At 63.5% G+C, this 17226-nt stretch carries 22 protein-coding genes; 3 read left to right on the forward strand and 19 right to left on the reverse strand.

Features of this window, described 5'->3' with window-relative positions; genetic code table 11:
- Positions 1-432: 432 nt before the first annotated feature.
- From HDG33_RS37275 to HDG33_RS11350, 15 genes are all read right to left on the reverse strand, one after another.
- The gene (locus tag HDG33_RS37275) at positions 433-804 is read right to left on the reverse strand and encodes an HGGxSTG domain-containing protein (protein WP_260330405.1); all 372 of its coding nucleotides are present in this window, start codon (positions 802-804) and stop codon (positions 433-435) included.
- The gene (locus HDG33_RS11285; RefSeq protein ID WP_221311382.1) at positions 801-1409 is read right to left on the reverse strand and encodes an HD domain-containing protein; all 609 of its coding nucleotides are present in this window, start codon (positions 1407-1409) and stop codon (positions 801-803) included. The genes HDG33_RS37275 and HDG33_RS11285 overlap by 4 nt, the downstream gene beginning before the upstream one ends.
- A 103-nt stretch (positions 1410-1512) precedes the next feature.
- Positions 1513-1776, reverse strand: a complete 264-nt coding sequence (locus tag HDG33_RS11290) for a hypothetical protein (protein ID WP_184025911.1) — start codon at positions 1774-1776, stop codon at positions 1513-1515.
- A 103-nt stretch (positions 1777-1879) separates the two neighbouring features.
- The gene (locus HDG33_RS11295) at positions 1880-2407 is read right to left on the reverse strand and encodes a hypothetical protein (RefSeq protein WP_184025914.1); all 528 of its coding nucleotides are present in this window, start codon (positions 2405-2407) and stop codon (positions 1880-1882) included.
- Entirely contained in the window at positions 2404-4620 is a 2217-nt protein-coding gene (locus tag HDG33_RS11300) for a DUF3631 domain-containing protein (RefSeq protein ID WP_184025917.1), read from the reverse strand. Before HDG33_RS11300 ends, HDG33_RS11295 begins: the two co-directional genes overlap by 4 nt.
- Complete coding sequence (locus HDG33_RS11305; protein WP_184025920.1) at positions 4617-4901, reverse strand: CHC2 zinc finger domain-containing protein; 285 nt, start codon at positions 4899-4901, stop codon at positions 4617-4619. Before HDG33_RS11305 ends, HDG33_RS11300 begins: the two co-directional genes overlap by 4 nt.
- A gap of 66 nt (positions 4902-4967) precedes the next feature.
- The gene (locus tag HDG33_RS11310) at positions 4968-5231 is read right to left on the reverse strand and encodes a hypothetical protein (RefSeq protein WP_184025923.1); all 264 of its coding nucleotides are present in this window, start codon (positions 5229-5231) and stop codon (positions 4968-4970) included.
- Positions 5224-5481: a hypothetical protein gene (locus HDG33_RS11315; RefSeq protein ID WP_184027318.1), complete on the reverse strand. Its 258-nt coding sequence runs from the start codon at positions 5479-5481 to the stop codon at positions 5224-5226. The genes HDG33_RS11310 and HDG33_RS11315 overlap by 8 nt, the downstream gene beginning before the upstream one ends.
- Before the next feature lie 174 nt (positions 5482-5655).
- Positions 5656-5922: an XRE family transcriptional regulator gene (locus HDG33_RS11320; RefSeq protein WP_184025926.1), complete on the reverse strand. Its 267-nt coding sequence runs from the start codon at positions 5920-5922 to the stop codon at positions 5656-5658.
- A gap of 138 nt (positions 5923-6060) precedes the next feature.
- A complete protein-coding gene (locus HDG33_RS11325; protein ID WP_184025929.1) occupies positions 6061-6237 on the reverse strand; it encodes a hypothetical protein in 177 nt (58 codons plus the stop codon).
- On the reverse strand, positions 6234-6467 hold the full coding sequence (locus HDG33_RS11330; protein WP_184025932.1) for a helix-turn-helix domain-containing protein: 234 nt from the start codon (positions 6465-6467) through the stop codon (positions 6234-6236). Before HDG33_RS11330 ends, HDG33_RS11325 begins: the two co-directional genes overlap by 4 nt.
- Complete coding sequence (locus tag HDG33_RS11335; protein WP_184025935.1) at positions 6467-6700, reverse strand: AlpA family transcriptional regulator; 234 nt, start codon at positions 6698-6700, stop codon at positions 6467-6469. Before HDG33_RS11335 ends, HDG33_RS11330 begins: the two co-directional genes overlap by 1 nt.
- 113 nt (positions 6701-6813) lie before the next feature.
- The gene (locus HDG33_RS37280; protein WP_184027330.1) at positions 6814-7896 is read right to left on the reverse strand and encodes a hypothetical protein; all 1083 of its coding nucleotides are present in this window, start codon (positions 7894-7896) and stop codon (positions 6814-6816) included.
- Between the two features lie 3 nt (positions 7897-7899).
- Complete coding sequence (locus HDG33_RS11345; RefSeq protein WP_184025939.1) at positions 7900-9168, reverse strand: site-specific integrase; 1269 nt, start codon at positions 9166-9168, stop codon at positions 7900-7902.
- A 419-nt stretch (positions 9169-9587) separates the two neighbouring features.
- Entirely contained in the window at positions 9588-10472 is an 885-nt protein-coding gene (locus HDG33_RS11350; protein WP_184025942.1) for a lipid A biosynthesis lauroyl acyltransferase, read from the reverse strand.
- A 285-nt stretch (positions 10473-10757) separates the two neighbouring features.
- Here HDG33_RS11350 and metK point away from each other — a divergent pair, with 285 nt between their 5' ends.
- The gene (metK, locus tag HDG33_RS11355; RefSeq protein WP_184025944.1) at positions 10758-11948 is read left to right on the forward strand and encodes a methionine adenosyltransferase; all 1191 of its coding nucleotides are present in this window, start codon (positions 10758-10760) and stop codon (positions 11946-11948) included.
- Between the two features lie 231 nt (positions 11949-12179).
- Here metK and HDG33_RS11360 read toward each other — a convergent pair whose 3' ends face one another.
- The gene (locus HDG33_RS11360) at positions 12180-12554 is read right to left on the reverse strand and encodes a hypothetical protein (protein WP_184025947.1); all 375 of its coding nucleotides are present in this window, start codon (positions 12552-12554) and stop codon (positions 12180-12182) included.
- A gap of 571 nt (positions 12555-13125) precedes the next feature.
- On the opposite strand from HDG33_RS11360, the gene HDG33_RS11365 reads away from it, so the two are divergent.
- A complete protein-coding gene (locus tag HDG33_RS11365; RefSeq protein WP_184025950.1) occupies positions 13126-13887 on the forward strand; it encodes a phytanoyl-CoA dioxygenase family protein in 762 nt (253 codons plus the stop codon).
- 31 nt (positions 13888-13918) lie between these two features.
- On the opposite strand, the gene HDG33_RS11370 is transcribed toward HDG33_RS11365, so the two are convergent.
- Positions 13919-14125 (reverse strand): DUF3185 family protein, encoded by a 207-nt coding sequence (locus tag HDG33_RS11370; protein WP_018419114.1) that lies wholly within the window; start codon positions 14123-14125, stop codon positions 13919-13921.
- Between the two features lie 228 nt (positions 14126-14353).
- On the opposite strand from HDG33_RS11370, the gene mgrA reads away from it, so the two are divergent.
- Positions 14354-15397: an L-glyceraldehyde 3-phosphate reductase gene (mgrA, locus tag HDG33_RS11375; protein ID WP_184025953.1), complete on the forward strand. Its 1044-nt coding sequence runs from the start codon at positions 14354-14356 to the stop codon at positions 15395-15397.
- Between the two features lie 100 nt (positions 15398-15497).
- Here the strand turns inward: mgrA and HDG33_RS11380 are convergent, their stop codons facing one another.
- Together HDG33_RS11380 and HDG33_RS11385 are read right to left on the reverse strand one after the other, a co-directional pair.
- Positions 15498-15680 carry a hypothetical protein gene (locus tag HDG33_RS11380; protein WP_090805541.1) on the reverse strand — a complete coding sequence of 61 codons (183 nt, stop codon included), beginning with the start codon at positions 15678-15680 and terminating at the stop codon, positions 15498-15500.
- Between the two features lie 326 nt (positions 15681-16006).
- Entirely contained in the window at positions 16007-17197 is a 1191-nt protein-coding gene (locus HDG33_RS11385; protein WP_311548287.1) for an MFS transporter, read from the reverse strand.
- Positions 17198-17226: the final 29 nt, after the last annotated feature.

The raw sequence follows: 17226 nt of genomic DNA on the forward strand, positions 1-17226 counted from the left end.
TAGACAAAAAAAACCCCGCCGCGCTCGCGCGTGATGGACTCAAGAAATTCGGCGCGCATTAACTACCCGGTACAAATGGGCGTTGTTTCGTTCGGACTCATTTTCCGCGCGGCGCGAACTTCCGCGGCGGAGACGGAACTAGCGCCGCCGTGAGCGGCAAGGGTTTGCGCGCGCTTCGCGTTCGCACCTATTCGTACTTTCGTTCGGCGTTTGCGGACATTGCGGACTTATCCGAATGGCGATCGTGCGGCGCGCGGCGATGGTTTCTTTCACCCGCCGCGTCTTTTTATAAAGGAAAAAACTCCCCGTTTCCGTGGCAACCTGCATGGCAACCTCGCACGTGGTAACCAGCGCGAGGGCCGTATCGGCAAACGGCTTCCGCTCAGCATGATGCGCGTGCATCAACGCCGAACGTCAACATTTCTCAACCTCTCATGGGGTCCGCTTCTTCTTCGGCATATGGCCGTTGCTGGCGGCGCGCGCCTTGCCCTCGGGCGTGGTCGGTCCGGTTGATAGCCCGCCGTGCAGCGGGCACCGCCCGTTGGCGTACAGGTCGACGCGCTTGCAGGGAGTTCCGGCCGGGGTCTTTGCGCCGCACCGAAGTCCGACCAGATCAGCAGGCAAGGGTGGGCAATCGGGCAGCGCCGGCATGGGCAGCAGCCCGACCCGACGAGGCCCATACATCACAAGGTGGGCGAGCCGTCGCGCGTGGGTGGCACGTTCGAGCTCATCGCGCAGCGCCCGCACGTGGTCGCACTCGGCGTAGTGGGCTTTGAGGCGTCGCCGCTTCCCTGCGTCGTTCATGGTCGCGTGAAGTAATCGTCGATGATCGCGCGCACGTCACTTCGCAGGTGTTCATCCGCTCGGGTCAGGACGTTCAGCAACAGCCGTTTCTCGCGCATGTAGATTGCTGCGAACTGCGGATCGCGAGCCTCAACCGTACGCAGGTTCGATATGAGATCAGCCGCCTTGATGGTCTGCGCCGCTGCCGATGCGCGTGCCGTATGTGCCCGGTCCAGCGTCTTGCGCGTGCTCCGGTCCCCATCCTCCGGTGTCGATATTGCGGTCAGCTCGCCAACAAGTCTGCCAACGCACGTGCCAAACTCCGCCTCAATCAATACCAACTGCACTGCGGTATCCTCAACCGTATCGTGCAGCCAGGCGGCCGCAACCATTTCCGCTGTCACACCTTGGGCCCGCGTTACCAGCTCAGCCACCTCGGCCAGATGCGTTGCATAAGGCTCGCCCGTATATTTGCGCCGCTGGTTGAGTGCAGCGTGCGCACCCAGCGCGAACGCCCGTGCTCGGTCTATCAGTGCCCAATCCTGGTCCTTGAAGCGTTCCTTCATCATCATTCCCTGTCGGTTTGCCGTGCCGTACAGCTTCCCCGCGATCAGTCCATCGATCATGCAATTTCCCCTTCGCTATTGAGGAGCCGCCGCGACTCGACGGCGCGGCTCGCCGTCTGCCATTGGGCGCGGATGCGACCGGACAGCGTTTTTAGTTTGCACATTATTGTGCGCCCCCCTTGATATCCGAGCGATAGGACGGCAACCCGAACGACGAGGCCATCACGTCTATCTGACGATGCATGACGTTCAACGCGACCATGCAGCCGCGCAGGATCATCTGCGTCTCCTCGTCCAGATTGTCGCCGCGCTCGGCAAGGTGGTGCGCGATGTGCGCCTGTATGGTCGCAGGATCGAGGCCGTAGTTTTCGCGAAGCAGGTGCTCGGCGGTTGCTTCAGCCAGTTCGTACTCGTTCTGAATCGTCATTGCATTTCCTTCGCAGCGAAAAACAGGCCATTGATCACGACGGCCTCCCGTACTGGTTCCGATGCTGTGCCGTCGTGTCGCATCGGTTTGCGGATACGCTCCGTCATCGGCGCACCCTCCCAGGCTGGCGCGTCGCGGTCGTGCCTCGCGCCTCCGAATAGCCGCGCTTCGACAGATCCTCGTTCGCGCGCCAGGCACGGCGGCGCAACAGCGCGCGCGCCTCGCACTCGGCGGAGAACTCGGCTATACGCTCGCGGAAGTAATGCAGATTCGGCAACAGGTCATGCAACGGCCCGCGCATTGCACGCGCCAGCACTTCATCGCGATATGACGCGGGCCAGTCCTCGGCATCGGCCATGTCTTCGATCAGTTCGGCCAGCTCGGCGCGCATCCCGAACACGTCATCGGGTGACAGGTGCGGTCCCCACGGCAGATATACGCCGCCGTCCGGGTCGATCAGCGCGCCGCCCATCGCCCGGAGGAACGACATGACTTCCTCTTTCTCTGCCGCAATTTCGGGCTTGAGTTCAGCCAGCGCCTCGGCCGGCCCCTTCATCTTCACCCGGTCACCCTCGACCCGCAGACGGACACCCAACTCGCGCGCCCTGCACAGAATTTCAGCAACGCTCATATGTCCTCCTCGGGCTCATCACAGGTCACAGAATTTCCGTTTTCCCCGGCTTTCCCCCTTTCTCCCGATACAACGAAACAACCCTTATCTGACAAGGGTTCCAGCGTTTCGGGTCTGTTTCCCGTTTCGCATCCATCGGAAACACGAAACACGGGGGAAACGCTGGAAGCCGCGCCAGTCCTGGGTTGTTTCGTTGTTTCGCTTGAAAGGGGGGCAGCCAGAGAGGAAGGCAAATATCGGCTGAATGCGTCATCGAACTGACTACGCAAATAGCCCTTTTTCGACTCATAGCCGATGCGAATCTGGGCGCTCCTGATGCTGTATTCGCCAAGCCGGGTTGCGAGTTGCTTGAGCGCCATCGGTTTTCCACGGTTCCATGTCGCCCAGGGCTTTTCTTCATCTTCGCAAAGACGCTCCAACAGGTCGGCGGAAAAGATGCGCTGCGCCTTGTGAGTGTCGAAAACGTCCTGAATGTCCGCCAGCAGCTCGGCCCCACGGCTCTGCGCCTGGTCGCCGTTCCCGCATAGCTTGATAGCTGCCGTGCGCGTCCACGCGGGCCATGTGCCGCCAACCAGATCGGCCACCGCGAGCAGCGGCTCCCAGTTGTCCTGGTCGCGGTCGCCCAGCTCGGCGGGCAGCTCGGGGCGCGCGGCGCGGATCGCGTCGGCGTGGTCCTCGGCCCAGCGCGCGATCTTCGCCCGGAGCCGATCGAACAGGCCCGGCTCGGCATGGCGAAGGCGCTCGACGCTTTCGTGAGGCAGCTTGCGGCGCAGCGCGGCCACCACTGAACGGCTCGTGATCGTCTCGGCCAGCCGGTCCGCGTTGATCCCCGCCAGCGCCTTGAAGCCGAACACGTTGAAGCGCTTCGGCTCGAAGTCGTCGCCCACCGCCACGCTGCGCCAAACGAAAGCCGAATCGCGCGTATGTCCCGCGTTCAGCAGCCCGCGCAGGTCTTCGGCTTCCTTCGTCAGGACCGTCTCGATCTCATCGACCAGCAGCGTCGGCTGATACTTCTCGATCATGCGGAACAGCACCGACGGCGAGATACCAGCCGCCTGGGCCGGGCGCGGCACCATGCGGCCCACCACCGTCAGCAGTTGCGTCTTGCCGCACGCCTTTTCCGGGGCGTTGACAAGCAGGATCGGACAGGTGCCGATGTGATCGACCAGCCACGCAGCGACGCACCACAGCGCGGCGGCCGTCACGGTCTCCGGGTCGCACACGATAAAGCGGCGGATGGTACGCGCGATTCCGGCCAGCAGTTCAGTACCGTCCACCGGCTCATGCCACGGTTCCACGTCCTCGAACGGTGACGGCTCGCCGTTGCCGGTTTCCCCGCGCGCCTCCCTGACCATCAGGTCGAGCGTGGTCGGCCGGACCTTCAGCCGGGCCGCCTCCGTCTTGCGTGCCCGGTCGTATTCCATCGGCCTGAGCGCGGCCAGGCGCGCGATTACCTCGTCGTCGGTTTCTGGCGGTGCGGCGTCGCCTTCCGTATCGGCCGCCGACGCGTCGCCTGGTACGGTCTCGCCGGCTGTTGCCAGTACCGCCGGCGGTGCGCCCACTCGCGGCAATGCCAGCACGTCATCGGCATCCGGCGCGCGGCCGTGCGCGACCTTGAACTGGTCCAGCCAGTCGACTACGTCGCCCTTCGGCGGTAAGCCCATCGCAGCCACGTCCAGCCGCCCGACAGCGCACCCTACCGATCCGAGCTTCGCCGTTACCTCGTCGGCGTACCGCGTGCCCGAATCGTCGTGGTCGGGCCACAGCAGCGCGGTACGGCCCGCCAGCGGCGACCAGTCCGCGCCGCCCGCGCTCGTCGCGCTCCCGCTCGTGATGCCGACAAGGCGGCCCGCGCCGATCCTCGTCAGCGCGTCCGCTTTCTGTTCGCCCTCCGCGACCACCAGCAGGGCGTCAGGGGCGGCCTGCGCCTCGCACAGGCCATACAGCAGCTTCCCGCCTTCCTGTTTCGGCTCGCCGTGCGTCCAACGCTTCCCGTCGTGCCAGAAAGGGCGGATGAACTTCTCGTGGCCCCCGCCATCAAGCGGCTTGTGGAGTCGCACGCGGGCGTAGCAGATCGCGCCATCGGCGGCGCGGTACAGGTGCAGCGCGGCCGGTTGAAACCCTTCCGCCGTCTTGAAGGCGAACAGGCGGCGCGCGGCATCCTTCCACGCCTCCAGCCCGAACGGGTCGTGATTGTCGATTACTGCGTTCATTGAGACTCCCAGCAGCCCAGCTCGCGCGCCGCCTGTACGAAGGTCAGCCCGCGCGCACGGCGGTACAGTTCCAGCACGTCGCCACCGCTCGCGCCGCACGCGAAGCAGCGCCAGTTACCGCGTTCCATGTGAATGGAAAGTGAGGGATGCGTTTCGCCGTGCACGGGGCAGAACGTCTGTCCGTAACCCGATGCGTTGACTTTCGCGGCGGTCAGTCCGAGCATGTCGAGCGCCGCGCGCACGTCCGGTAGCCGATCGCGTCGAAATTGGCCATGCTTCATTGGCGCGCCTCCTGTGAGGAATCCTTAGTACTACGCGCACGCGAAGAGGCGGCCGGCTTTGTGTTCTCAGACATGGGATGCCTCCAGCGATTGGAGGAGGCTTTTGCGCGAATCGCGGGCCAGGCGTTCAACAAGGGAAAAAAGCGTCGTCCGCTCGATCGGGTTGAGGTTGCCAATGGCGATGGTCGTATCGTCGTCGGCGAGTAGCGCGGTCAGCGCAACCAGCTCGCCCAGTCGCATGGTCGCGGTGTCGAAGGCAGCTCGTGCCGTGTCGGTCGCTTCAATGCCCGCTTCGAGCGCGGTGTCCAGTGTGGTGATGGTGTTAGCCATGTGCCACCTCCATCCCGCTGGCCAGCGCAGCGCGAATGTCGGCCAGACGATCTTCGAACAGGTCGAACAGTGCGACTTGCGCAGTGGTCGACATGCCGGCGAACTGTTCAGCGACTTCTTCGAGACTCAACAGGCCGGCGAGCGCGTGCAACTGGTCGAGACGGACAATTGCGGCGTCCGTTGCATAGGTCGTGCAGGCGTCGTGTTGCGGGGTCTGGGTTTCTGCGGCCCTCGTCGTTTCATTACGCATGAGCTGCCTCCACTTTCGCGAGGTCAGCAATAGCAGCGAGCGCGCCGCCCGCAATATCGAGGGCTTCGCGCTCGGTTGAGGCGAGTGTGGCCGCGCGCAGGGCGTCGGCAACGATGGATTGAATGGGGGATTGCGCCCGGCGATCGCGGGCGCGAGGGGATGCAGACGAGGCGGTTACTCGGGTGCGTTCAGGTCGATCGTCGCGCCCAATGAGCGCATCGCATCCAACACGATCTCGACAGCCTCCGGACTGAGTTTGAGGCGAGCCATCGCGAAGAACAGGGTTGAGGCGCTGACCGACCGAATGTCGGCTCCCCCTGTGTACGACCGCCAGTGCCGTCCGCTGGACAGCCCAAATAGTTCCGCCATCTGCGCACTGGACAGCCCGAGCTCGTCTTTCAGGTGTTGCAGGTTTTCCGGGGTAGGTGGTGTGTACTTCATCAAATGGGCGTGCGCTCACAAGCGCATCAAAATGTGCGTTCAAGATGGGATCCTTCTCAGAGATATGGCCGCGTGGGATACGCTTCCAAGGCGTCATCAGGATAGGCGCATTGTGCCTAAGCGTCAAGCAATGAGGTTTCACAGCTTCACCTCCGCACTCGCAGAGTCGAGCAGCGCCAACAGCACCTTGTCCAGCTCGTCGCGGCTCACGCGCATCGGCGGCCTGCGCTCAGGATTCGGCGTCGCACTGGTGCGCACCAGCACTAAAGCCGGATCGTCGGAGGGCTCGACACACACATAGATGGTGGCGGTCATTGGCGGCCCTCCAACGAATACAGGCCCACGCGATGGCGCGCGCCAGCCTCGGTGGTTCTCCAAACCCAAGACGTGGTGATGTCGTGCCCGAGCTTGCGCAGCTCGAACACGCGGCGGGGCGGATGGATGATGTCGAGCTGGCGGCTTGCGTGCTGCGTGTCGACGGGGCCGCGCTTGAGTGCGCGCAGCAAACGGGTGCGCTGAGATGCGGCAGTGTTGCGATCGGCCATTACGCGGCCTCGGCTGTCGTACCGGTGGCTAGGGCGGCGCGCAGCTCTCCCACGTTCCAGCGTGATGACGCACCGAACTTGCGGGGCTTAGCGATTGAGCCGTCACGAACACGTCGCCATACGGTCGGCGTTGCGATGCCGTAGAGAGCGCCGACGACGCGCACATCTACGTGCGCTTCGTCGGGAAGGTCGTTGAACGAGGCGAGGGTTTCTGCCTGAGTCTTTGCGGGCATGTATCGCTCCAAGGCGGCGCGACACATAGACCCCGCTGTACCGCGCCGGATCGTGATTGATACGGGGCAGTGCGATTAGATATCGGGGCTCGCCTTCTGAAACGGGATGAATTTCAGCTCGATTGTTCCGATTTCGTCCCACGGGAAGATTTTCGCGTCGCACGAGCGGTTTTTTTCCCGTCCTTGCGGAGATAGGGCCGAACTGCATCGCGAGACAATGGCTCGGGCAGGTCGGCGATCGCAGAGGCGAGGAGTGCCACGGTGCTGTCTAGTGGTTTGCCATACACCCCATTCGTGCGAGCCGACAGTTCTCGGATGACAAACGGCAAAAGCCCACCGTCGCTCCTTCCGGGCTGGGCGACGGGTAGAGGTGTGTTGCCCGCGTCGCAGATGCGACCGACCGAAAAACTCAGCACGTCCATGAGCGAGGTCCGCTGAATCTCGTCGTGCAACCACCGAAACTTGTCCTCGGCAGACCATGCGTGCCAGTCAGGGATAGGTCCATAGCCGAGAATTTCAATCGATTCCGGGGCGCCGTAACGATCGACATGATCGAAAGCGAAGCGCGGACACCATGCGGAGCCAGCGAGGATTTTCTCTCCCCACATGGCCCGTGCGTTGAGGTTTCTGTTGCCAATAAAGTCCGCGAGGGCTGTGTTCATGAGAGACCCAACTTCGCCGCATTCCTCTATTGCCTTGAGCAAGTTCTCCGCAGCCGAAATGACCTTGGCAAACGACTTGTTGCGCGCCGCCGCTGTGAGTCTGGGCATCGAACTGAAAGCGCTCATAATCCCGTCTATCTCGCGGAGCATCCACTTGATTGCGCCATCGCCGGTCAGAATGAGTCTCTTGAACAGATCGTGAGCTATTGGCGTTGTCGCGATCGTCTCCCAGACCTTTTTCATCTCGGGGTTGTATTGGCAGAGCCGAATCGTGCGAGCGATCTCACCTTCGACCCAGCGCGGGTTAGTCCTGAATAAGGACTTCTGACCGGACAATGTTTCCCAGCGGTTCTCGATCCTTGCCGAATGAAGGGAGCAAAGTTGCTCGTGATACTGTCCAACTATTGGGGCAGGCGTCCAATCAGGCAGGTAGCGCTTCCTAATGCGCTCGTAGCGTCGCCTGCGCTGTTTCTCGCGACGTTCCTCTACCGCCATCCACTGTTCAACAGAAGCTGTGTCCTCCTCCGGCTCCATTTCTTACCCCGTCTTGCGCATCGGCGTTACGTTCCACCGTTCGCCTGATTCGCAAGCGTTCAGAAATCGCGCCCACAATTCGAGCGCGACCTGCCTTTCCTTCAGGTAGTCGCCCTTGTCGTAAATGCCCTCCATGCCGGGCAACTTGTGATTGAGCGCGCGCTCGGCGATGTCGCGGTCGACGCCCATTGCTCGAAGATGCGAGCGGGCCGTGCTGCGCAGGTCGTGCGGCGTGAATGCGCGCACCTTGTCGGAATGGCTGTCGAGATAACGGACGAGTGCCGCCCACATGGTGTTTTCCGCCTGTGGCCCATCTCCGTCCAGGCGTGCGCGGCGCCCAGCCTGCCGAGCTGGGAACACATAACGCGAACCGCACGCGAGTCCACGAAGCTCCGTGAACCAAGCGATAACGGCGGGTGCAAGCGGAACCGCGAAGGCCGAATTATTCGACGCGCGCGTTTTGATACGGCCGGCCGGGATCGTCCACAGAGCATCGTCCAGTCGGAACTCGTCCCACTCAGCATTGCATAGCTCGCCGGATCGAACGCCAGTTGCCAGCAGGATGCGGAGCATCAAGCCGTTTTGTCTGCCGACCTCGTCTATCGTCTGCAGAAGGGTGCGCAGCTCGTTTTCTGTAAGCATCAGGCGCTGGCGGCGCGGCGGGCGTACTCCAAGGATGGCGCTCAGTTCGATTCCCCGGCATGGGTTCACGGAAATGATTCGCTTGCCCGCTGCGTGCGCAAAAAGCCGGGTGGCCGTGTTGAGCATCAGTGACGATGTGGGCCACCGCTTCTTTGCGTCCTCAATCATCGCGATGATGTCGCCGGGTTCCACGTCGCGCGCGTGCATCGCGCCAAGCTTCGGCACGATGAAACTGTCGAGGTGATATTCGTGCGTCGCGCGAGTCTTTGCCGCCCTCGCAGGCAACACCTTCTCCCGGTAGTCGTCGACGAGCTGGCGCACGGTGAGCGCGGCAACAGCCGCCGTCTTTTCGCGCCGCCGGATCAGTGCAGGATTCTCGCCGCTGTTGATCCGCACGCGTAGCGCAGCGGCTTCTTTGCGAGCTTGCGTCAGCCCCATGTCGGGATAGCGGCCAACGGTGACCTCCGCACGGCGACCCCCGTACCGGTAGCGCAGCACCCATGCCGCCAGCCCTGCCGCCGACAGTGTGAACGTAAGCCCGTCACCATCCGCCTTCGCGAGTGGTTGCCCGGCCTTGATCCAGTGCCGTATTTGTACGTCCGTGAGTACCTTGGTTTCCCGCCGCGCCATCGCCCGCCTCTTTGCTTGATGCATCGGAGACAAGCGCGTGCAACTTAATCGGATTGGGCCGCTTTCTGGCTACCCATCTAGCTACCCATTTGGGGCGCGCTTGCCTGAGAGCGGATGATACTGCTAGATCGCGCTTGATTGTTTACAGCCAAGCCAGGCAACGGTTTAACGGAGATTGTCGAGAGTGGGAGATAGCACGTGATCGCGCTATATGCATCTTTTTACACTGGTGAATTTGAGCTTCACGTTTTCCGTGTATCCGTTGCTGCGTAGGGCTTCGCGCGTGCGGGCGGAGCCGAAAATCCCGGCCTCACCGGCCGTTGGGCGAATCGCCCATTGGAGCCGTGCCCGGCCAATAGCAGATGATACACGTTGGCACATGGGAAACGGTACGGCTGGCAAGGAGCCCAGCCCCACCTTCAATACACCCCCGGCACCCCCGGCGGGCGTGTCTTGAACCGCTTGTGCACCCAGTAATACTGCTCGGGCATCAGCGGAATCTGCTCTTCGAGAAACTCGTTCATGCGTCGCGCATCAGCGTCATCGTCGCCGGTCGGATAGTCGTCCCAAGGTTTGAAGACCTTGAGCCGGTAGCCCTTGTAGTTCGGCAGCACCTCGCCGATGAACGGTACGACCTGTGCGTGCCCGACCTTGGCGAGACGGCCGACTGCGGTCAGCGTGCAGGTCGGCACGCCGAAGAACGGCACGAACGTCGAATTGCGCGCGCCGTAGTCCATGTCCGCGCCGAGCATCACCGGTTTGCGTTCGCGCAGCCAGCGCAGCACGACGCGCGCGCTGTCCGCGCGGCTCGCCATGTCCGCGCCGAAACGCGCGCGCGCTGCTTTCGCGGCTTCCTCGAACTCCTGATTCGACATTGGCTGATAGAGGGAGCCGCACTGGCGCTTCAGCGAGTAGTTCAGAAAGATCGAACCGGCCTCGATGCCGACGAAATGAAAGCCGAGAAACAATGTGGGCGGCAGGTTCGGGTCCGTCAGGTCGATCGCGCTGTCGAGCTGGATCAGCTTTTCGAGCTTCTTCGCCGAGCCGAACCACTGCACGCTGCGCTCGAGATAGCTGCGGATCGCATGACGGAAGTGCTTTTGCGCGACGTCCTCGCGGCGCTCGTCGCTCCAGTCGGGGAAGCACAGCTTCAGATTCGTATGAACGATGCGCTTGCGACGGCTCGGGATCTGGTAGAGCAGCCAGCCGAGCCCGTCACCGAGACGAGCGACCCATCCGTAAGGCAACAGCGCAAAGAGTTTGAGCAGCCCGATCGCGAGCTTCGCGCCGTAGCGGCTCAGCATGCAGCCTCCAGGCGCGCGGCGCCGCAGGGGGCGAAATTGTGGAAAGCGGAAAAATTGACGTGATACCGCACTCGTTTCGACTCTGTGACATTCAAAGGAAGTCGCTATAATAAAGGCTTCGCCGAGTTAATAGACAACTTGCGGGGCGAAGCCGGCGGGTGCGGTCCATGGGTTTTCATGGGTTTTGCGTCCATCGGTCAGGTAATCCGCTAAAGCGTCGCCGCTTCAGACTCCCGAAGTCGGCTACGTGGAACGCAACCGTAACCACTAACAGGAGTCTGCAACGTGGCAAACGACTATCTCTTCACTTCCGAATCCGTTTCCGAAGGCCATCCCGACAAAGTCGCGGACCAGATCTCGGACGCGATCCTCGACGCCATCCTCGCTCAAGACAAGTACTCGCGTGTCGCGGCCGAAACGCTGTGCAACACGGGTCTCGTCGTGCTGGCCGGTGAAATCACCACCACCGCGAACGTCGACTACATCCAGATCGCGCGCAACACGATCAAGCGCATCGGCTACGACAACACCGACTACGGCATCGACTACCGCGGCTGCGCGGTGCTCGTCGCCTACGACAAGCAGTCGCCGGACATCGCCCAGGGCGTGGACCGCGCGCACGACAACAACCTCGATCAAGGCGCGGGCGACCAGGGCCTGATGTTCGGTTACGCGTGCGAGGAAACGCCGGAACTGATGCCGCTGCCGATCCACCTGTCGCACCGCCTCGTCGAGCGTCAGGCGAATCTGCGCCGCGACGGCCGTCTGCCCTGGCTGCGTCCGGATGCGAAGTCACAGGTCACCGTGCGCTACGTCGACGGCAAGCCGCATTCGATCGACACCGTCGTACTGTCCACCCAGCATTCGCCGGACATCGAGCTCGACACGTTGCGCGAAGCGGTGATCGAGGAAGTGATCAAGCCGACGCTGCCGGCCGAGCTGATCAAGGGTGACATCAAGTTCCTCGTGAACCCGACCGGTCGTTTCGTGATCGGCGGTCCGCAGGGCGATTGCGGTCTGACGGGCCGCAAGATCATCGTCGATACGTACGGCGGCGCGGCGCCGCACGGCGGCGGCGCATTCTCGGGCAAGGATCCGTCGAAGGTGGACCGCTCGGCAGCGTACGCCGGCCGTTACGTCGCCAAGAACATCGTGGCCGCGGGCCTCGCGTCGCGCTGCCTGATCCAGGTGTCGTACGCGATCGGCGTCGCCCAGCCGACCTCGGTGATGGTCAACACGTTCGGCAGCGGCCGCGTGTCGGATGCGACGATCACGGAACTCGTGCGTCAGCATTTCGACCTGCGTCCGAAGGGCATCATCCAGATGCTCGACCTGCTGCGCCCGGTCTACGAGAAGAGCGCGGCGTATGGTCATTTCGGCCGCGAAGAGCCGGAATTCACGTGGGAAGCCACCGACAAGGCGCTCGCACTCGCCGAAGCGGCAGGCACTGAGCCGGTCGCGGCGCTTGCCGAATAAGGGCGAGCCGATCGCCGCTTGAAAGCAAACAAACCCCGCCGGCGTGAGCCGGCGGGGTTTTTCTTTGTCTATCGATGGCGTAGCGATGCGGCCGCGCGATGCACGTCGTCGAGGCGGCGCGCTCGAAGTCTTGCGGTGCTCGAAGTCAGCCCAGCGGTGAACGGCCAGCCGGTCGGCAGATCAGCGGTCTAGCCACTCAACGCGCAACTGCAACTCACCGGCCCAGCAATCTCACCGGCTCGCAAACGCAAACGCAAACGCAAACGCGAACCACCCGCCGCTGCTCGCCGACAGGCGACGCGGTCGGCGGCTCGCAGGCGTGCGCACCGCCGGCGCGCGTTTCGCGACCGCGAGGCGCAACGGTGTCGGTTTGCGCAGCAGCGTGCGCAGCGACAGACGGCGCGTGCCGCTCTGCTGGCGTAGCGCCGAGAAGAACGTACGGAACCAGGTGCGAAAGCCGTCGATGGCCTTCGCGTCGCGCCACTGCTCGCCGAGCGCGCGGGTGCGCGCGGCATGATGGCGCAGCGCCCGCATCATATTGCGGCGCGCGGGACGCGCTGCTTTCAGCGCGGCGCGGGTAAGACGGGTGCTCAAAAGAGTATGCATGGCTTCACATTTAGGCAATGAACCGCACGTCGGCGCGTGCACCGGATGTGCACGGACAAACAGCACCATATGTGCCAATGACGGGGTTGCGATGAACGGCCTGAAAGCGGGAAATTCGGTGCGGGTCGTGGCGCGGGAGATTGCGACGCGAAACACGGCGCACAGCGCAGCGAAGGTACAACGCGGAGAAACCGACGGCACGGGCCCTGACGGCCTGCGCACAACAGAAAACTGCGTAAGCGACGATCGACATGCGAGCAGGCTACACGGGAATCATGACGTCAGAAAGTCGGTTATTACCCTGCGAGACCGGATTTCTCCGCGGATCGAATCGTCGCGGATGCCAGTCTGCTGTCACCCGTTACGGGCGATTTGCGTGCGCGTTTGCCCAGCGAATGTGCGGTGCGGGCGCGCCGCGCGCCTGAAACCGGTGCATTGGCGCGCCGCGAAAAGCGAAGGCGACCGGCGCAAAAGATCAGCAGGACGCAGGAGCCTCTCGCGGTGAACCAACGCATCCCGATCGCGCCCGTTTTACAATCGAACATCAGTTAGTCGACGGTAACCGAACGCCATGTCACTCCATTCGAAGAAAGAGCAGATTCAAACGTTGCGGGAGCAGGGTTTTGTCGTCGTGCCAGGACTCGTGTCGCCCGAGCGTTGCGACGAGCTGAAGCGGATCGCGCAGCGGCAGCTGCAGGAAGCGGCGGCACCGATCGAATTCGAAGCTGATTTGCAGTATCCGGGCGCGCCGTCATCGAAGGATGCTCCGGGCGGACATACGGTGCGGCGCCTGCTCGACGCGTACGGTCGTCACCCCGCGTTCGCGCAATGGGCGACCGCGTCCGAAATCCGTGGCTGGATGGAGCTGTATTTTGGCGAGGAGCCGCGTCTGTCGCGCGCGCATCACAACTGCATGATGACCAAGCACCCCGCGTACGGCAGCCTGACCGGCTGGCATCGCGACGCGCGCTACTGGTCGTTCGAGCGCGACGATCTGGTGTCGGTGTGGCTCGCGGTCGGCCCGGAAACCGTCGATAACGGCGCGCTGTGGTTCGTGCCGCAATCGCACGGCGCCGCGTTCACATCGGACCGCTTCGACGAAGCGAAGTTTTTCCGCGCGGATCTCGCCGAGAACGAGGCCGCGATCCGCACGGCGGTGTCGCCCGAACTGAAGACTGGCGACGTGGTGTTCTTTCACTGCAACACGCTGCACTCGGCCGGCAAGAATCTGAGCGACCAGGTGAAGTTCTCGCTGGTGTTCACCTATCACGGCGCAAGCAATGTGCCGCTGCCCGGCACGCGCTCGGCTGCGAAGCCCGAGATCGCGTTCTAGATTATTTTGGTCGCGGGCCTCGCGCCGACGCTCAGCGCTTGCGCCCCGACATCGCGATTCCCGTCAGCCCGGCGAGCGTCGCCACCACGCCCGCGACGATCAGCACGATCGCCTTGTTGCTAGGCGAGCCGGTAAAGAAGCGCGACACGTCGCTGCTCACCGAATTGAATGCCTGCCCGCCGAAATACAGCAGCACGATACCGCCGACAATCAGCGCGATCGAAATCGCTTTCGTCATCTGCACCTCCCATCAACCTGAACCGGCCAGAGTGTAGGTGAGGCGTGCGTGCTCGTCCATCCCGCATACTGGTTGCGCTGCAAGCGCCGCGTCGATTGGCTAACATAGCGGGCGGGCCGCATCGCGGCGACACCACAACAACAAATCTCCCCAGCAGCACGCCTCCCGCAACGCGCGAATCCTCACGCCCCCCATCCTCGGGCGATCTCATCGACAAGGACACTAGCAATGGCTTACGAAGCAGCTTCAGAACGCTATTCGGACATGCAATACCGCGTCTGCGGCAAGTCGGGTCTCAAACTGCCGGCGCTGTCGCTCGGCCTGTGGCACAACTTCGGCGACACCACGCCGATCTCGACGCAGCGTGACATTCTGCGCACGGCCTTCGACCTCGGCATCACGCACTTCGATCTGGCGAACAACTACGGCCCGCCGTACGGCAGCGCGGAAACCAATTTCGGCCGTCTGTTCAAGGACGATTTCAAACCGTATCGCGACGAGTTGCTGATTTCGTCGAAGGCCGGTTGGGATATGTGGCCCGGTCCGTACGGCCAGGGCGGCGGCTCGCGCAAATATGTGCTCGCGAGTCTCGATCAGAGCCTGAGGCGCATGGGCCTCGATTACGTCGACATCTTCTATTCGCATCGCTTCGACGCGCACACGCCGCTCGAGGAAACCGCGGGCGCGCTCGCGAGCGCGGTGCAGCAGGGCAAGGCGCTGTACATCGGCATCTCGTCGTACTCGTCGGCGAAAACGCGCGAAATGGCGAAGCTGCTCGCCGAATACAAGGTGCCGCTGCTGATCCATCAGCCGTCGTACAACATGCTGAACCGCTGGATCGAACACGACCTGCTCGATACGCTCGATGAAGTCGGCGCGGGCACGATCGCGTTCACGCCGCTCGCGCAGGGATTGTTGACCGGCAAGTACCTGAACGGCGTGCCGGAAGATGCGCGCGTCAACAAGCCGGGCGGCGGTTCGCTGAAAGACGAGCATCTGAGCCCGCGGAACATCGAGCACGTGCGGAAGCTCAACGACATCGCGCAGCGCCGTGGTCAGAGCCTCGCGCAGATGGCGCTCGCGTGGGCGTTGCGCGATCCACGCGTGACCTCGGTGCTGATCGGCGCGAGCCGCGCGGAGCAGGTGCGCGAGAACGTCGGCGCGCTGAAGAAGCTCGCCTTCTCGGCCGACGAACTCGCCGAAATCGATCGCTATGCGACCGAAGGCGGGATCAATCTGTGGGAAAAGCCGTCGACGGATCAGGCGATCTGATCGCGTGAGGAGCCGTCCGCGCAACAGGCGGACGGACGCAAGGGCAAAACGAAGCCGCACGCTCAGCGTGCGGCTTTTCTGCAGGTATTTCGCCGCGCCGCTACACGAGCGCCGGCAGACCCTCGACCAGCGCAACCGCGCACATCACACCGATCAGCGCGCCCAGCACACGCAGCCCGTTGTGTCGCAACTCGGTCTTGCAGGGCAGCGCGCCGACGAATAGCGCGCCCGCCAATGCCATCGGAATGACCAGGATGAAATCGCCGATCGTAAAGTAGGTCATCTTCGTCTCCTCCCATGCGGGATGGTTGCTGTGTCGTTCCGGCAGAGGCCGCGGCTTCGAAATCATGCCGCGCCATTGCACGAATCGAGTATAGGAGACCGATCGAGCGGCGCGACGGCGCAAGCTCGCGCGTCGGCGCTTATTCGTAAGCTGCTGAACCCAGGCGCGGCGCGGCCCGCGGCGATTGGCGCGGCGCAACAAAACGCGGCGGAAAATATCAAACGTTCGCTTACGCAAGCCTTTCGTTTTGCCGCCGATCCATGCGGGTTGGCTGATTGCGGCCGGGTCGCGGTGCCGGCACCGCGCAACGCGACCGATGCGCCGGGCTATTCGCGCCCGCGCAGGCGGCTCGCCGCGATCAAGCCGATCACGAGCAGCGCACCGACTAGCCCGACGACGCCGTTCCAGCCATGACCGGCCCACACATGGCCGCCATACGAACCGACCAGGCTCGAGCCGATGTAGTACGCGAGCAGATACAGCGCAGCGGCCTGGCCTTTCGCGTCTTTCGCCAGACGCCCGACCCAGCCGCTCGCGACCGAATGCCCGGCAAAGAACCCGAATGTCACGCAGGCGATACCGGTCGCGATCGCCGCGAGCGGATGCAGCATCGTCAGCGCGAGGCCGAACACCATCAGCAGCAGGCTCCCGATCAGCACGCGTGCACGGCCGAACGTGTCGGCCATGCGCCCGGACCATGGCGACGCGACCACGCCAACCAGATAGACGATGAAAATCGCGCCGATCTCGGTCTGATTCAACCGATACGGCGGCGCGAGCAGCCGGTAGCCGATGTAGTTGTACAGCGTGACGAAGCTGCCCATTAGCACGAAGCCGAGCAGGAACAGTAGCGGCAGACCCGGTCGCGTGAACTGGCGCAACAGCAGCGTGCGGTGATGCGCCAAGCCGAGCCCGCGGCGCGGCACGAAATGGCGCGACGGTGGCAGCAGCGCGCGGAACGCGAGCATCGACAGCAGTCCGAGCACGCCGATCGTGCCGATCGCGATGCGCCACGAAAACAGATCCGCGACCACGCCGGTGATGACCCGGCCGGCCATGCCGCCGATCGCCGTGCCGCCGACGTACAGGCCCATTGCGAGGCCGAGGCCGTCGGGATGCACTTCCTCGGCGAGATAAGCCATCGCGACGGCCGGCACGCCGCCGAGCGCGAGCCCTTCGAGCGTACGCAGCACGAGCAGCTGGTGCCAGTGCGGCGCGACCGATACGCCAATCGTCAGCACGGACGACACCGTCAGCGACAGCGTCATCAGCTTGTGCCGGCTCCAACCCTCGGAGACGAAACCGGCGACGAAGATCGCGAGCGCGAGCGCAGCAGTGGATAGTGACAACGACAGACTGCTTTGCGCCGGCGTCACGTTGAACGCTTCGGAGAACGACGGCAGCAGCGGCTGCACGCAGTAGAGCAACGAGAACGTCGCGTAGCCGGCGAACAGCAGCGCGAGGCTGGCACGCCAGTACGCGCGCGAGCCGCGTTCGAGATAAGGGATGTCCGACACGGTGGTGGTGCTTGCGCAAGCGGCTGAAG

This window comes from Paraburkholderia sp. Cpub6 (genome assembly GCF_014201065.1).
In the GTDB taxonomy this organism is placed as follows: domain Bacteria; phylum Pseudomonadota; class Gammaproteobacteria; order Burkholderiales; family Burkholderiaceae; genus Paraburkholderia; species Paraburkholderia tuberum.

Bases quoted from the DNA above. Each gene is read 5' to 3' on its own strand.
- HDG33_RS37275 (WP_260330405.1), bottom strand. From the start codon at position 804: ATGAACGACGCAGGGAAGCGGCGACGCCTCAAAGCCCACTACGCCGAG.
- HDG33_RS11285 (WP_221311382.1), bottom strand. From the start codon at position 1,409: ATGATCGATGGACTGATCGCGGGGAAGCTGTACGGCACGGCAAACCGA.
- HDG33_RS11290 (WP_184025911.1), bottom strand. From the start codon at position 1,776: ATGACGATTCAGAACGAGTACGAACTGGCTGAAGCAACCGCCGAGCAC.
- HDG33_RS11295 (WP_184025914.1), bottom strand. From the start codon at position 2,407: ATGAGCGTTGCTGAAATTCTGTGCAGGGCGCGCGAGTTGGGTGTCCGT.
- HDG33_RS11300 (WP_184025917.1), bottom strand. From the start codon at position 4,620: ATGAACGCAGTAATCGACAATCACGACCCGTTCGGGCTGGAGGCGTGG.
- HDG33_RS11305 (WP_184025920.1), bottom strand. From the start codon at position 4,901: ATGAAGCATGGCCAATTTCGACGCGATCGGCTACCGGACGTGCGCGCG.
- HDG33_RS11310 (WP_184025923.1), bottom strand. From the start codon at position 5,231: ATGGCTAACACCATCACCACACTGGACACCGCGCTCGAAGCGGGCATT.
- HDG33_RS11315 (WP_184027318.1), bottom strand. From the start codon at position 5,481: ATGCGTAATGAAACGACGAGGGCCGCAGAAACCCAGACCCCGCAACAC.
- HDG33_RS11320 (WP_184025926.1), bottom strand. From the start codon at position 5,922: ATGAAGTACACACCACCTACCCCGGAAAACCTGCAACACCTGAAAGAC.
- HDG33_RS11325 (WP_184025929.1), bottom strand. From the start codon at position 6,237: ATGACCGCCACCATCTATGTGTGTGTCGAGCCCTCCGACGATCCGGCT.
- HDG33_RS11330 (WP_184025932.1), bottom strand. From the start codon at position 6,467: ATGGCCGATCGCAACACTGCCGCATCTCAGCGCACCCGTTTGCTGCGC.
- HDG33_RS11335 (WP_184025935.1), bottom strand. From the start codon at position 6,700: ATGCCCGCAAAGACTCAGGCAGAAACCCTCGCCTCGTTCAACGACCTT.
- HDG33_RS37280 (WP_184027330.1), bottom strand. From the start codon at position 7,896: ATGGAGCCGGAGGAGGACACAGCTTCTGTTGAACAGTGGATGGCGGTA.
- HDG33_RS11345 (WP_184025939.1), bottom strand. From the start codon at position 9,168: ATGGCGCGGCGGGAAACCAAGGTACTCACGGACGTACAAATACGGCAC.
- HDG33_RS11350 (WP_184025942.1), bottom strand. From the start codon at position 10,472: ATGCTGAGCCGCTACGGCGCGAAGCTCGCGATCGGGCTGCTCAAACTC.
- HDG33_RS11360 (WP_184025947.1), bottom strand. From the start codon at position 12,554: ATGCATACTCTTTTGAGCACCCGTCTTACCCGCGCCGCGCTGAAAGCA.
- HDG33_RS11365 (WP_184025950.1), top strand. From the start codon at position 13,126: ATGTCACTCCATTCGAAGAAAGAGCAGATTCAAACGTTGCGGGAGCAG.
- HDG33_RS11370 (WP_018419114.1), bottom strand. From the start codon at position 14,125: ATGACGAAAGCGATTTCGATCGCGCTGATTGTCGGCGGTATCGTGCTG.
- mgrA (WP_184025953.1), top strand. From the start codon at position 14,354: ATGGCTTACGAAGCAGCTTCAGAACGCTATTCGGACATGCAATACCGC.
- HDG33_RS11380 (WP_090805541.1), bottom strand. From the start codon at position 15,680: ATGACCTACTTTACGATCGGCGATTTCATCCTGGTCATTCCGATGGCA.